The organism is Capsulimonas sp. (genome assembly GCF_039929585.1).
In the GTDB taxonomy this organism is placed as follows: Bacteria; Armatimonadota; Armatimonadia; order Armatimonadales; family Capsulimonadaceae; genus Capsulimonas.
Genome location: NZ_JBDSQY010000008.1, coordinates 1 through 15,102, shown reverse-complemented (window position 1 = coordinate 15,102; position 15,102 = coordinate 1). Strand labels below are relative to the sequence as shown.

Annotated in this window: 10 protein-coding genes; 8 read left to right on the top strand and 2 right to left on the bottom strand. The window is 60.7% G+C overall.

Annotation, left to right across the window (positions count from 1 at the left end; all coding sequences use genetic code 11):
* Positions 1 to 194: 194 nt before the first annotated feature.
* Positions 195 to 824: a macro domain-containing protein gene (locus ABIZ35_RS00470; protein WP_348217908.1), complete on the bottom strand. Its 630-nt coding sequence runs from the start codon at positions 822 to 824 to the stop codon at positions 195 to 197.
* A gap of 155 nt (positions 825 to 979) precedes the next feature.
* Between ABIZ35_RS00470 and ABIZ35_RS00465 the strand changes: the two genes are divergently transcribed.
* The 7 genes from ABIZ35_RS00465 (at position 980) to ABIZ35_RS00435 (ending at position 13,085) form a co-directional block, all read left to right on the top strand.
* Complete coding sequence (locus ABIZ35_RS00465) at positions 980 to 2,038, top strand: hypothetical protein (RefSeq protein ID WP_348217907.1); 1,059 nt, start codon at positions 980 to 982, stop codon at positions 2,036 to 2,038.
* Positions 2,039 to 2,264: 226 nt separating this feature from the next.
* Positions 2,265 to 3,746 (top strand): 3' terminal RNA ribose 2'-O-methyltransferase Hen1, encoded by a 1,482-nt coding sequence (locus ABIZ35_RS00460; protein ID WP_348217906.1) that lies wholly within the window; start codon positions 2,265 to 2,267, stop codon positions 3,744 to 3,746.
* Positions 3,743 to 6,298 (top strand): polynucleotide kinase-phosphatase, encoded by a 2,556-nt coding sequence (locus ABIZ35_RS00455; RefSeq protein ID WP_348217905.1) that lies wholly within the window; start codon positions 3,743 to 3,745, stop codon positions 6,296 to 6,298. Before ABIZ35_RS00460 ends, ABIZ35_RS00455 begins: the two co-directional genes overlap by 4 nt.
* An 80-nt stretch (positions 6,299 to 6,378) precedes the next feature.
* Positions 6,379 to 8,250 (top strand): hypothetical protein, encoded by a 1,872-nt coding sequence (locus tag ABIZ35_RS00450; protein ID WP_348217904.1) that lies wholly within the window; start codon positions 6,379 to 6,381, stop codon positions 8,248 to 8,250.
* A gap of 147 nt (positions 8,251 to 8,397) precedes the next feature.
* The gene (locus ABIZ35_RS00445) at positions 8,398 to 10,320 is read left to right on the top strand and encodes a methyl-accepting chemotaxis protein (protein WP_348217903.1); all 1,923 of its coding nucleotides are present in this window, start codon (positions 8,398 to 8,400) and stop codon (positions 10,318 to 10,320) included.
* A 156-nt stretch (positions 10,321 to 10,476) separates the two neighbouring features.
* The gene (locus ABIZ35_RS00440; RefSeq protein ID WP_348217902.1) at positions 10,477 to 11,304 is read left to right on the top strand and encodes an RNA methyltransferase; all 828 of its coding nucleotides are present in this window, start codon (positions 10,477 to 10,479) and stop codon (positions 11,302 to 11,304) included.
* Positions 11,305 to 11,489: 185 nt separating this feature from the next.
* Positions 11,490 to 13,085 (top strand): glycoside hydrolase family 18 protein, encoded by a 1,596-nt coding sequence (locus ABIZ35_RS00435; protein ID WP_348217901.1) that lies wholly within the window; start codon positions 11,490 to 11,492, stop codon positions 13,083 to 13,085.
* On the opposite strand, the gene ABIZ35_RS00430 is transcribed toward ABIZ35_RS00435, so the two are convergent.
* Complete coding sequence (locus tag ABIZ35_RS00430; RefSeq protein WP_348217900.1) at positions 13,072 to 14,001, bottom strand: LysR family transcriptional regulator; 930 nt, start codon at positions 13,999 to 14,001, stop codon at positions 13,072 to 13,074. The two genes, ABIZ35_RS00435 and ABIZ35_RS00430, sit on opposite strands and share 14 nt — an antisense overlap.
* Positions 14,002 to 14,119: 118 nt before the next feature.
* On the opposite strand from ABIZ35_RS00430, the gene ABIZ35_RS00425 reads away from it, so the two are divergent.
* Positions 14,120 to 14,920, top strand: coding sequence for a methyltransferase domain-containing protein (locus tag ABIZ35_RS00425; RefSeq protein ID WP_348217899.1), 801 nt, complete (start codon positions 14,120 to 14,122; stop codon positions 14,918 to 14,920).
* The last annotated feature ends 182 nt before the right edge of the window (positions 14,921 to 15,102 follow it).

Genomic DNA, 15,102 nt, shown 5'->3' with positions numbered 1-15,102 from the left:
AGGCATTATAGAGTGAGTTGAGGGGAGATAGGTATGCCCCCCCGCGTGACGATGGTTCCCAGGACGCGCTTCCCCACCCAGGCTAAAGCCGGGGGAACCCGCGCGCAATACATTGGGGCGGAGGGGCGAACTCCGAGTCCCCCAGAATGGGGCGGAGGGGCAATCCTAATCCAGTGGGGGCGGAGGGGCCAAGTTTAAACTGACGGCGGCTTTGCTTCGGAGGCGCGGACGTTGATGCGGTCGTCGGAATCGGCGCCGGCGTCCAGAGAGATGTCCAGGTTTGGGGCTTTGCCGAAGGAGATGTGGTCGTAGGCGGCGCGCATCTGGCGGGCGGCGCGCAGGGGCGGCATGAAGCCGTTGGCGGTGCAGAGGCCGGGGACGACGAGGCGGCGGATGGGGGTGTCGTTCCAGGCGTTGTATTCTCGGACGGCGCGCAGCGCGCCTCGGAAGGCAAGGTAGGCATTGACGGTTTTGGAGACGTTCTGCGGAACGCGCATGGTCGGCGCGCACACTAAGTAGGGAAATTGCACCATCCCAGTCGGCACGACTTCCGCGAGACCGACCACCAGTTCGCCGCCATGGCGCTGGGCGATCGACTGCTGCACCGCAATCTCCACGTCTTCTCCTAGAAACTCGATAATGTCCGCGTCCAGACCGCCGTCCATACGGCCGAAGGAGTTGGCGGGCGACACCAGCGCGTCGGCCTCCACCCCAAAGATCGTATCACAGACGACTTCCACGCCCGGAACGTCGGTAAAGTAAGCTTCCCAGGCCTGCACCACGGGAAGGTAGATATCACAGAGTATGATTTGCACGTCATCCATGCTTCCAGTGTACCTAAGGCGCATGATGGAACATCGCCCAGTCATATACTAATCCCCCGTTTTCTGTTAAAATAACGATTAACAGGCTGGATCTCAGTTCCTGCGGCGTTGCACTTCGGCGTCACTGCATCACACTTCCATGATGGAGGCATCGCATGAATCTCTTTAATCGGGGCGCCCTAAGCGTCGCTCTTCTTTCCACTGTTCTCGCCATGGGAGGCTGCAGCGGCAGCGGCGACGACTCCCCGGGCCTCGGATCTCTGAAAGTCGAGACGGTCGCGGGCAGTTCCACCTTTGGCAAAACGGATGGGCCGGCGGCTGGCGCAACGTTCCATAATCCAGTAAACGTCACGCTTGATTCCACCGGAAATATTTACGTCGCCGATTTCGACAACAACGCCATCCGCAAGATCACCACGGGCGGCGTGGTCTCGACACTGACCTCGCAGACCGGCTTCTCCAATCCATTTGGGATTACGTTTGCGCGGGATGGGTCTCTTTATGTCCAAACCGACGCCAACGATACCGGCGCCAGGGATAGCACGACCGGCACGATCTGGCGCATCAATCTCGCGACCGGAGCGGCGACCGTCGTCGCCCGCAACCTTGGCCGCCCTCGTGGTCTCACCGCCCTAGCGGACGGACGCCTTGTGCTGTCCGACCTCGCGACCAATACGATTCGCCTGCTGAATCCGACGACTGCGGCGGTCACCACGCTCGCCGGAACCGCAGGCGTCGCCGGATTTGCTGATGGGACCGGCGCCGCCGCGAAGTTCGATCGTCCTTATGGCGCCGCGGTTCTCCCCAACGGAGACATCCTCGTCGCCGACCAGAACAATAACCGTCTGCGCGAAATCTCCCTCGCCGGCGTCGTGACGACCTACGCCGGAACCGGCGTCGTCGGCTCGGCGGACGGCGCTCGGCTGTCGGCGACGCTCAACCATCCGGAAGATGTCGATGTCGACCTGAATGGGAACGTCTATATCGACGACCACGACAACCAGACCATCCGCTTGATCAACACCAGCGGCGGCCTCTCAACCATCGCCGGCGGCCTGCCGGCCGGCTTCGTGGACGCGACGGGCCTCGGCGCCCGCTTCTTCGGCCAGGAAGGCATCGCCATTACGCCCGACGGCAAGACGCTCTATATCGCCGATGGGACAAACGGCGAGGATACAAACGCCTTTAGCCGGGTGCGTAAACTGAGCTTGTAAATGTCATCGGCGTTCTGACCATGCACCATCAGATCAGATGCCCCCCGGCCCCCACTGGGGGAGCAAACCATATTGTCGAAGACGTGACGAAGATCAGATTTGTTACACGCCAGCATGCTTATGGTTTACACCCCTGTGGGGGTCGGGGGGCATCTTCTCCCGTTCCCCATGACAAGCCAATTTTGAAAAAACGTATCTAGACGTAAGACCGATTCCCGAAAGCACTATGCTCCTTACCATCACCACCACTCATTTCCCCGCAACCGACCTCGGCTACTTGCTCCACAAGAACCCGGCACGCGTGCAGACGTTCGATCTGAACTTTGGCAAGGCGTATGTGTTTTACCCGGAGGCGACCGAAGAGAGCTGCACGGCGGCGCTGCTGCTGGATGTCGATCCGGTGGGCCTGTCGCGCTCCAGCAGCGGAGCGCGCGGCGGCCAGCCGCTGGAGCCGTATGTCAACGATCGGCCTTATGCGGCGTCCTCGTTTCTGAGCGTCGCAATCTCACAGGTCTTCGGCAGCGCGCTGGGCGGGCGCTGTAAGGATCGGCCGGAACTGCCCGCGCAGTCGCTGCCGCTTACCGTTCGTATTTCCGCCCTGCCCTGCCGAGGCGGAGGCGCGGAGCTTCCCGAGCGGCTGTTCGCGCCGCTGGGATACGAAGTCGCCGCCGAGCCACATCCGCTGGATCCGGCGTTTCCCGAATGGGGCGACAGCGCCTATTTTACGGTGATGCTGACGGGGAACCTTCGCCTGAGCGACCTGCTTTCGCATCTCTACGTGCTGATCCCGGTGCTCGACAATGAGAAGCATTACTGGGTCGGAGACGATGAAGTGGACAAGCTGCTGCGTCAAGGCGAAGGCTGGCTGGGCGCCCACCCCGAGCGGGAGCTGATCGTTCGACGCTATCTAAAATATCGCCATACACTTGCCGACGAAGCCCTGGCGCGTCTTGTCGGCGATGACGAACCGGAAGTTCTCGACGAACCGGGCGACGACACGGAAATCGTTTCCGAAGAGACAATCGCATCGGCTTCTGCTGCCGCCGAGACGCCCACAATGACTGAAGAGTCAGCAGCGGAGCCGCGCATCAGTCTGCACAATCAGCGTTTAGAAGCCGTTCGGGACACGCTGAAAGCGCACGGCGTGCGGCGCGTGCTGGACCTGGGATGCGGCGAAGGCAAGCTTCTGCGATTGCTGCTCAAAGAATCGGCGTTCACGGAGATATGCGGTATGGACGTGGCCCATCGGTCACTGCAGATCGCGGCGGATCGGCTGCATCTGGACGGAATGTCCGAACGACAGCGGGCGCGACTGACGCTGTTTCAGGGATCGCTGATCTACCGGGATAAGCGTCTGGAGGGCTATGACGGCGCGGCGATCGTCGAGGTGATCGAACATCTCGATCCATCGCGCCTGGAAGCGTTCGAACGCGTCGTATTCGAGTTTGCTCGTCCCGGCGTCGTGGCGCTCACCACGCCGAACGCGGAATACAACGTCGTCTACGAAACGCTATCCGAAGGCAAAATGCGCCATTCCGACCATCGCTTTGAATGGACGCGAGAAGAGTTCCAATCCTGGGCCGGCGCCGTTGCCGCGCGGCGTGGCTACACGGTGACGTTCGCGCCGATTGGGCCGTGGGACAACGCCGTGGGCGCTCCTTCGCAGATGGCAGTATTTACATTGGGCGCGGAGGCCGCTACGAATTGAATATCAAGATCCCAGACCTCGCCCTGGTCGTGCTCGTCGGCGCGTCAGGGTCGGGAAAGTCGACCTTCGCGCGTAAGCATTTCAAGCCGACCGAAGTGCTCTCGTCGGACTTTTGCCGAGGTCTCGTCGCCGACGATGAGAACGATCAGTCGGCGACCAAGGACGCCTTTGAAGTCCTGCATTATCTCGCCGACAAGCGCCTGGCGCTGGGCCGCCTGACGGTAATCGACGCGACAAACGTCCAGCCGGAATCGCGCAAGCCGCTGGTGACGCTGGCCAAGCGGCGTCACTGCTTGTGCGTCGCCATCGTGCTGAACCTTCCCGAGTCTGTCTGCCACGAACGCAATGCGGCGCGGCCGGACCGGGACTTCGGACCGCATGTCGTGCGCAACCATACGCAAAGCCTGCGCCGTTCGCTGCGCGGCCTGGAGCGCGAAGGCTTCCGGTACGTCTTCATACTCAACAGCCTGGAGCAAATCGAGGCGCTGACGATCGAACGGGAGCCGCTTTGGAACAACAAAAAGCACGAGCACGGCCCGTTCGATATCATCGGCGATGTCCATGGCTGCTTCGATGAGCTGCACACGCTGCTCACCACTCTCGGATACACCATTGAGCAGAATGGCGGCCGCTACGCCGTGACGCCTCCCGCAGGACGCAAGGCGCTCTTTGTCGGCGACTATGTCGACCGCGGCCCGCGCACGCCGGATGTGCTGCGGCTGATCATGGACATGGCGGCGGACGGCCACGCCATCTGTGTTCCGGGCAACCATGACGCCAAGCTGCTGCGCAAACTTGCCGGAAAGAACGTCCAGATCACGCACGGTCTGGAAAAGACGCTGGAGCAGATGGAGCCGGAGACGCCGGAGTTTACCCAGCGGGTTCGGGACTTCATCGACGGTCTTGTCAGCCACTATGTGCTGGACGACGGCAAGCTCGTCATCTCCCACGCCGGTCTCAAAGAATCGATGCAGGGACGCAGCTCCGGGGAAGTCCGCTCCTTCGCCATGTACGGGGAGACGACCGGCGAAACGGATGAGTTCGGACTGCCGGTACGTTACAACTGGGCGTCGGATTATCGCGGATCGGCGATGGTTGTTTATGGCCACACGCCCGTTCCCGAGCCGCAGTGGCTGAACAATACCATCAACATTGACACGGGCTGTGTCTTCGGCGGAAAGCTCACGGCCCTGCGCTACCCGGAGCGAGAGACCGTATCCGTCCCGGCGGCCCAAGTCTACGCCGAACCGGTCCGCCCATTCCTGCCCGATCCCAGCCAGATCGCGCTCAGCGCGCAGCACCAGGACGACGGAATGCTGGAGATCGAGGATGTCATCGGCAAGCGGCTGATCGAATCGACGCTGGCCGGGAATATCACCATTCGCGAGGAGAATTCCATCGCCGCTCTGGAAGTGATGAGCCGCTTCGCCGCCGATCCACGCTGGCTGATCTATCTGCCCCCAACGATGTCGCCGTGCGAGACCTCCGACGCGCCTGACCTGCTGGAGCATCCCGCCCAGGCGTTCGCCTACTATCGCAACCAAGGAGTAGAGCGCGTCGTGTGCGAGGAAAAGCACATGGGTTCGCGCGCCGTGGTGATTGTCTGCCGCGACGAGGAGACCGCCCGTAAGCGCTTCGGCGTCTCGGAATCCACGCTGGGCGCCTGCGTCACACGCACCGGCCGCCGCTTCTTTGATGACGCCGCTTTGGAAGGCCAATTTCTGGAGCGTATTCGGGACGCAGCCGACGCCTCCGGGCTTTGGGACGAGCTTTCCACGAATTGGATGGCGCTGGACTGCGAACTGATGCCCTGGTCCGCGAAGGCGCAGGAATTGGTGCGCCGGCAGTACGCCGCCGTGGGCGCGGCCGCGCAAACAGGCCTCGCCGACGCCGTCAATGCGCTCACGGCGGCCGCCGCCCGGCTGCCCGAAGCAGAATCGCTGCTTGGCCATTTCCAGGATCGCCAGACGATGACGACGAAGTATGCGGAAGCCTATCGGCGTTACTGCTGGCCCGTGGCGTCGCTCGACGATTTCAAATTAGCGCCGTTCCATTTGCTCGCCACCGAAGGCGCCGTACACACCGGCAAGGAGCATGTTTGGCACATGGACACACTCGCCCGCCTGTGCCGCGCCGACGAGCGGCTGCTGCTCGCAACGCCATATCGGGTTGTGAATCTCAGCGACGAAGCCAGCGTCGCGGACGGCGTGGCCTGGTGGACGGAGTTGACCGGAAGCGGCGGAGAAGGCATGGTCGTCAAACCCTGGGACTTCATCGCCCGCTCGGGACGCGGTCTTGTGCAGCCCGCCGTGAAGTGCCGGGGACACGAATATCTGCGCCTCATTTACGGCCCCGAGTACACCGCGCCCGCCAACATCGAACGCCTGCGCAGCCGGCGTCTCAGCGGCAAGCGCTCCCTCGCCCTGCGCGAGTTCGCCCTCGGCGTCGAAGCGCTCGAACGCTTTGTACGGCGCGAGCCCCTGCGCCGCGTCCACGAGTGCGTCTTCGGCGTACTGGCGCTGGAAAGCGAGCCGGTGGACCCACGATTGTAAACAACGAAGTCCGGCGTCTCACCTGTCATATTGACGGGGAGGCGCCCCTACCATTCGATACAGAAAGGCAAATCAGCACCATGAGATATGTCAATGGCCTTATGTCCACATCGGGTGTTACCCACGTGATGGCCCTTAGTGGTGTTCTCTTTGCTTCAGTCGTGACGTATGCCGCCCCGCCTATCGAAACGATCGGCAGCGGAACCGTCTCCAGCCCCGCGATCGGGCCGTCGCCGTCGTTTGGGCTCGGCGGTCCCAATATGGTGCTCGTGAAGAATTGGCGATTTGGGGCGAGGGGCACGGTAAAGAACTACGCCGACATGAGCGCGAACTTCTATTACCATGACCAGTTCGGGACCATTAACAACGGCGGCAAGTATGGATCGAATATGGTTTCCCCCGACGCCGCCAACGCGGTGGCCGGACAGCCTCTCGAAGGCGTGGACAGTCCGCCGGTGCGTAAGTTTATGGAGGATTCGCTCCGCACGTACCTGACGCCCCTGCGCGGCGCCTCCAAGGTCCAAGTTTGGAATCACAATGCCGGAAACGGTTCATTTATGGCGAAATGGCGTCTTCCTAGCGGAGGCCCGCAGCTTGGCCGGGACATCGTCTGGGAAACGCGCGTACGCTATGTCACGCCGCCTTACTTTTGGTTTGCTCTCTGGACAGCGGGAAACAAATGGAAATGGGATGGAAGCGCCCAGGGCGCGGAGCAGGATCTGGTGGAGAGCTTCGGCTACGACAACGGCGGCGGAAACACCAACTACGATGGACGCTTCTGGCACTCCAATTCCGTGGCGAACCCTAGTAAGGACACCGTGGACTATTCGGGCTGGGGAACGGCCATGTCGAACCTGGGAATCAAATCCTACGACGCCACGCAATATCATATCTGGACCTGGGTCTACAAAAAAGACGGCGCGTTCGCGATGTATGTGGATGGGATCAAAGTCCAGAGTGGGTCCAATTACCATTGGACTTACGGCAACACCCCCAAGGACGAACCCATCGACATGGACTTCCTCTGTGACGGTGGATGGGGACACAACCAGATCGGAAGCGTCAATAAGGAACTGGACGCCTCGGCCTTTGACGGAAAATATTACGAATGGAGTTACAGCCGCGTCTACCTCAGCGCCGACGGCCGCGCTGCATCCAACGGGCGGTCGCGCAGCTTTACGGTCAAAGTCCCGGCGGGCGGACATTACAAATTGCGCGTTCAAGTCTCCTCGTCCAGCGGCGGAGCGTTTCACATAGAGGACGAGAATGGGGCCGACTTGACAGGGTCTGTGATCGTACGCCGTGGGAGCAAGAACCCTGTGACCTCCCTATCAAAGCCCGTCACGCTGTCCGCCGGGGCACACACACTCAAGTGGGTCCAGAATCACCCAGGGGTAAAATTCCTCAGCGCGACAGCCGTCAAAGCCGCCGGCGCCAGCGCAGTTTTCATCAAGACCGACACAACGACCCAGGGTCGATGGAAGGGCGTTTACGGCGCGGACGGCTATCTCATTGCGGGCGACGCCGTGCAGCCGCCGAGCTACGGCGCCATCAGCCGCACGGGATGGGCCGTGATATGGAACAAATCAACGTCCGAGCAGCGCGCTCCGCAAAAAGCCGACGGAACAGACTACATCGCCGGGCAGTGGGGAACCAGCGACAAGAGTTACAATATCGATTGCAAATTCACGGACGCCGCCACCCATCAGGTCGCTCTTTATGGAGTGGACTGGGACGCCAACGGACGCAGCGAGACGATCCAAGTCGTGGATGGGGTGACCGGGGCGGTGCTGGACACGGAAGAGTTAAACACCTATGTCACCGGCAAGTATCTGATTTGGAACGTTCAAGGGCCGGTGATTTTCCGAGTGAGTGTCACAAGCCATTGGACAAATCCCGCCCTAAGCGGCGTCTTCTTCGACCCTGCTCCGCATACGGCCAAACCGCATTAACCTATTCCTTGCGCTTTGCGCAAGCGCCTGGAGAATGAGCGCCCAGAGGGCGCCCAGGCTAAAAGTATTGTAAAATTACCCTGCGATTATTGAAAAGAGCCGCCGATACTTAGAAATGAGTAATTTGAGATAAGCGCAGGGATTCACATGAACACAACCGTCAAGGGCAAACTAATCTTTCTTTCCAGCATCCTGATGCTGGGAATATTCGCCGTATCCGCAATTCTATGGATCTCCACCTCCAAACTCAGCTATTTACTGAATGATGCTCTGACACAGGACGCCGTATCCGTGAAAGCCTGTTACGAGATGCAGGTGGCGAAGAAATATCAGGGAGAGGCAATCGCGCTTTATATCGCACATCGTAAAATGAATCGTGTGGACGAATGGCGCAAGCAGAATGCTGAGTTTGACAAGTGGACCTCCCACTACCTCACGCTCAGCATCACTCCCGACGAGAAAAACGCAATCACCGACATTCAAACCACGCAGACAGCGTACGTTCAGCATGGGGAGGCATTGATCTCTCTGGTCAAAGCCGGCCAGATGGACAAGGCAGCGGTTTACTATGACGCGAATATTGCCCCTGCCGAGGAACATATCTTCAGCAGCCTCACGCATTTGGAAGAGCTCAACACTGGTTTTATGGATGCGAAGCTCGGCGATTCCCGCAAGGCAGGCAAAGAAGCCGAGGCCCTTGGAACGGTGGTTCCCGTTCTCGCAGCCCTTCTTGGCCTATGGCTGTCCATCTCCATTATTCGACGGATCGTGTTCTCCATCGCCGCCGTCTCCGAGCGGCTCGTCCAGCTGCAAACTGGCTGTATCAGTAGCCTGACCAATGCAGTTCAAGCGATGGAGCACGGCGACCTGACCGTTCCTGCGGTTTCAACCACTCAGCCTCTCGAAATCACCAGCAAGGACGAGTTCGGCGTGATGGCCGGCACGTTCAACGGGATGCTCTCCAATGTTCAGTCGATGATCGGGTCGTTTGCGAAGTCTCAGCAGGCAATCATCGCGCTGGTGCGAAACCTTCAGCACTCAGCGGCGCATTTGGCGTCCACATCCACCACGCTCGCATCGACCGCCGAGCAAGTCGGAGCCGGGATCGAAGAAATCAGCGCGACAACACAGGAAGTCGCCCACGCCAGCGAGCAATCGGCGATCGGAGCCAGCGAAGTCGCCCAGGGCTCCTCGGCGCAGGCGAGAGCGCTCGCCGATAGTACAGCCAAAATCCAGGATCTCGCAAGTTCCGCGCAGATGATCGCGAAAGAGGCCGGGGCGGCGGCCGACGCTGCGGACGAAGCCAACCAGGCGGCGACATCTGGCGTCAAGGCAGTCAATGAGACGGTTGCAGGGATGGCCGCAATCCAGCGCAAAGTCGCCCACTCGGCGGAAACGATCCAGAGCCTGGATGAAGCCTCGCAGCAGATCGGCGGAATTCTCGGCATCATTGAGGGGATCGCCGAACAAACCAACTTGCTGGCGCTCAACGCGGCGATCGAAGCCGCACGCGCCGGTGATTCGGGACGTGGTTTTGCCGTCGTCGCGGAGGAAGTGCGCAAGCTCGCCGAACGATCGGCGTCCGCGACGAAGGAAATTGCGGTGCTCGTGCAGACAGTGCGCCAGCACACCGCCGGCGCCGTGTCCGCGATGGACGACGGCACGCGGGAAGTCGCGAAGGGCGCGATGCTTGCGGAAGAAGCCGGATCTTCGCTCGCGCAGATCCAACTCGTGATCGATAAAGTCGCCAGTCGGGTTCAGGAGATCAACGCCACCACGGGCCGGATGAGCGCGACCTCCGCCAATGTCGCAAAATCCATCGCCGATGTCGCCGCGATTGTCGAGCAAAGCAGCGCGGTCGCGGAGGAAATGAGCTCCTGCGCTGAGGAAGTATCCGCATCCGTGCAAACGGTCGCCGGAACCACCGTGGAACAGGCGGCGGCGGTAGAAGAAATGGCCGCGTGCGCCGAAACCCTGGCGGAAGTTTCACGGGACCTTGCCCGGCAAGTCTCGCTGTTCCATATCGAAGCGGAAACACAGCCCGTCCTGCGCCTCTCCAAGGCGGCGTAACGAAGGCGGCGTATTGACAATCTTCGTAAATTCTGAGTACGATATCCTCGTGGGAACCTTGGCGCCGCCAAAGCTCCCACGAGGATATTTCTTTACGCCAACGCTCTGCGCACGCAGGCCCGACCACCCCGCCAGGATGAAAGATCCTGCCCATGAATGACAAAAACCAAAACTTACCCGACGCCCAACGCCGATTCGTCCCGGCGCGACACAGTCGCTCTCTTTGATCTCCTCGCGCAGCGCGACACACGCGACCGCACCCACTTTTTTCGCATCGAAGGTCTTCGCCTGCTGGCGAAGGCGGTAGACAGCGGCGCCGATATCCGCGCCGTCATTCTCTCACCCAATCACACGACGACTCCCGCCGCACAGCGCGTGCTGCAAACTCTTCTCGATCGTCGTATTCCCATCACCCGCGTTTCAAGCGAGTGCTTGGAACGTATCACCATGACCGAAGACCCGCAGGGCTTTGCCGCCATCGTGCGCCAGCGCTGGGAGTCGCTTGCCGATATCGACCCCGCCGCCGATTTGTGCTGGGTCGCCTGCGAAAGCGTCCGCTCGCCGGGCAATCTGGGGACGATTATTCGGACGGCGGATTCCGTCGGCGCAGGCGGGGTGATTTTGCTCGGGAAATCCACCGATCAGTACGCCCCTTTGACCGTACGCGCCTCCATGGGTTCTATTTTCGCCCAGCGCTTCATCCGGTCGAGCTTTCAGAACTTTGCGGCTTGGAAAGAGCGCGTCGGCGCCCATCTCGTGGGCGCTTCGCCAAACGGTGCGCGCGATTATCGGGAGATCTCTTATCAGAGACCTTCCGTGCTCTTTATGGGATCTGAACGCAAGGGCCTGTGGCCAGTACACCAATCCCTGTGTGACGATCTCGTTCGCATCCCCATGGCCGGCTCCACCGATTCGCTTAACCTCGCCGTGGCCGCCGGAATTATGCTCTTCGAAGTGTACCGACAGGCTCAGCCGCCCGGGTGAATCTCGCTTCCAGCCCTGCGCTAACAATAGCCCGGCGGTGAGAAACCGCCGGGCTATTTTCGTCCTTCAAAATAACTTTTCTAGAACACTTGACAAATTAAAACTCACCAATTATAATTGATCATGTCTTCTAGAAGTATCCAGGAGTTTTAGACCATTGCGCCGACGCACACGAGGAGAAACGCATGAAGTTTTCGATGAAGCCCGCTGCGGTAATCGCAGTGTTATCACTTGCTGCAATCGCAATACAGACGCCGGCACAGGCGAAGCCCTGGGTGACGGCTTACTACACGTCGCAGACGTTTCCGACATTGCCGGTAGCCAATGTCGATATGCATTCCATCACGCATTTGACCCTGTTTTCGCTGACCCCGAACGCGGACGGCACGCTGTACGATAAAGGCGGCGATACGGCCGCCGGCGGAAGCGCCGCCACTTCGGTCAACGCCAACGCCGCCGCGTTTGTCAGCGCCGTACATCAGGCGGGGAACGGAAAGTGCGCGCTGATCTGTATCGGCGGCGGCGGAACCGCCACGAACTTTGAAAGCGCCATCAGTCCCGCGCATCAGGCGGCGTTTGTCACCAACATCAAGAACTGGGTCGTCAGCCACGGTTTCGACGGCGTGGACATCGACATGGAGCCGCTGATGACGTCGGACAAGGCGCTCTTTCAGTCCTTCATCCAGGCGCTGCGCACATCCTTCGGCAGCCAGTATTTGATCACGACCGCCGCAACGTGCGGATCGGACGCGGACCCGTCGATCTACGCCGGCGTCGCGGAATGCTTCGACCAGATCAACGTGATGACCTACGATCTCGCGGGCAACTGGCCGGGCTGGGTCAGCTGGTACAACTCGCCGCTGTACACAGGCGGCGCAACCTTTCCGGACGGCGTTACTCCCCTGCCGTCGTGCGACAATCAGATCGCTCGGTACATTGCGGCGGGCATTAGTCCTTCGCGACTGGCGATCGGCGCGGCGTTCTACGGCTATAATTGGCAGGGCGTGACCGGGCCGAACCAGAATCTCGCGAACGTTCCGGCGAACTACCCGCAGGCAATCTCCTATGCCCAGATCATGTCGCAGTACTATGCGCCGAGCGCCGCTTACTGGGACAGCGCCTCGTATGCGCCATATCTGAGCCTGCGCAACGGGAGCGTGCAGTCCCCGCTGGCGTTTATCTCCTACGATGATCCTACACTCATTGCCGACAAGGTCAAGTACGTGATCGCCAATCACCTCGGCGGCCTGATGTGCTGGCAGGTCCTTCAGCAGTACATCCCCACTGCGCCCGTCGGCCAGCAGCAGCAGCCCCTTCTCGGCGCGATCGACGGCGCGATGGGAACGGGAAGTACAATCACAACCACCGATAACTTGAGCGACTTCAGCGAGATCGTCGCGAAAAGCCTGAACTGGACCATCGACACCACCAACAGCGCGTACTACCAGGGGGACGCCGGCCGGGCGACGCGCACCGTCAACGACGCCGAATTCCTCGATTACTCGTACCCCAACATCAGCGAGTTCTCAGCGAAGGTCTACACCTGGTATGCGGCGACCACCAGCGTAACCTTCTGGTACTCCAAGGACAACGGCGCCACCTATACGCAGGCGGCTACCACGACAAACGCCAAGACGATCACGACCTCGCCGTGGGGCTACTCAACCATCAAGAACACCGGCATCCTCCCGGTCGGCGTGACCAGCCTGCGCGTTCAGATCGCCGCAACCAGCCAGAACTGGGACCCGCAGATCGCGAGCATCTCGATCACGCATCAATAGAAGATATCAACGCTGCCTCATCTTCGGCGCCAAGCTCGGAGGTGAGGAGCGTCACGAAAGCCCGCAGGGCGGCGGATTGGTATTTGTCAGCGCGATGGATCGCCGAGATTTGCTGTCGAGCGGCGGGCGCTTCGCGCAGCGTCAGCGCCGCAAGGCGTCCATCCGCGACCTCGGATTCGACGGCTAAACGCGGCAGCAGCGAAGTCCCCAGCCGGGCCTCGATCATCTTCTTGATCGCCTCGACGTTGTCCAGCTCCATGGATACCGTCGGGGCGACTCCCGCCTCAGCAAAGAGCGCATCGACTTGTGCTCGAAGACTGGTCTCCGGCTGCATCAAAATGAGGGGAATGTTCTTGAGCGCCGAAACTGTCAGTCCCCTCTTCTCCCGGGCAAGTGGATGATCGGGGTAAGTCACGACAACGTTTGCATACTCGGCAAGCGTGACGATCTGCATTCCTGGCCGCGCGCGAAACCCCATCACCACCGCCATATCGACGGCATTCGTCATCACCATCTCCGCGACGCGCGCCGACGCCCCCGTATGTACACTCATCTCCACACCCGGATGCTCCTCGCGAAACCGCCGCAGCAATGGGGGCAGCAGATATGTCGCCGCCGTGCTGCTCGCGCCGACGGACAGATGGCCCGACACGCCCTGCGCCACATCCCCCACCGCACGCCGCGCCTCATCCGCCAGACGCAGCATCTCGGCGGCATAGGGCAGCAAGGCCGCGCCCGCAGCCGTTAGCTCCACGCGACGCCCCAACCGGTCCAAAAGACGCGTGCGCAGCTCCCGTTCCAGCGCCGCGATCTGGCGCGTCACGGCGGGCTGCGTCAGCGACAACTCCTCCGCCGCCCGCGTAAAATTCTTCTCGGAAGCGATCTTCACGAACGCCTCCAATTCCCGGATCTCCATTCTCAATCCTAACTATGTGATTTTGTTATCGCTCACATAAATAACTTTCATTTGAATTATACCAATAAAAACAGTACAATAGAATCAATCGATTTCAGAAGATGGGAGGACGGCGAGGATGAGTAATATTGGCGGCGCAGCGGCTCCGACGCGTTCGGCGAAAGAGCAGTTCGACAAACAAGCGGCGCATTACAACGCGCAATGGAATACCTGGAGCGAAGAAACGCTCTCCTGGATTCTCGCCCACTCCGGCCATCAGCCGACGGACAAAGTGCTGGACATCGCCACCGGAACGGGGTTCACCGCTCTCGCCTTCGCGCCGCATGTCACCGAAGTCATCGGCAGCGACGTCTCGACGGGGATGCTGGAGCAGGCCCGAAAGCAGGCTGAGGAGCGCGGGATCACAAACGCGACGTTTACGGAAGCGCCCGCCGAGGCGCTGCCCTTCCCCGACGCGACATTCGACATCGTCACCAGCCGCATCGCGCCGCATCACTTTCTGGATATCCAAAAGTTCGCCGCCGAAACAGCGCGAGTGCTGAAGCCCGGCGGCCGGTTGGTCCTGGTGGACACCAGCGTTCCCGACGGCGACGCCGTGGCCGCCGATTGGCAGAACGCCGTAGAGGTTCTGCGAGACCCGTCACATGTTCGCAATTACACGCCCAGCGAGTGGCGCGCAATCTGGGAAGACGCGGGACTGACCGTCGAAACCATCAGCGACACCGGCGGCGGCATCACGATCCCCTTGTCCGATTGGATCTTCAAAGCAGGCTGCACGCAGGAACAGGCGCAGCAAGTGCGGGACCAGTTTGCAAGCGCTCCGGCGAATGTGAAAGCGATCTATCAGATCGTGGAGCAGACCGACGGCGAGATTGTATTTACGTGGCGGCGGGTGGCCGTACGCGCGGTGAAGAAGTAAGTAAGCCCGCAGATGCGTAATCGCGAGAGTAATCGACCGCAGGTGGACCGCAGCCGCCGGGGTATTCGATCCGCAGTTATGAATCCGGAGTCCGTTCGGATCGCGGGTATGAAACCCACGGCTGGGAGCGAAGCGCTAACCGTCCGTGCCGGACGGACATTAATGAAAACCCATGGACAAGG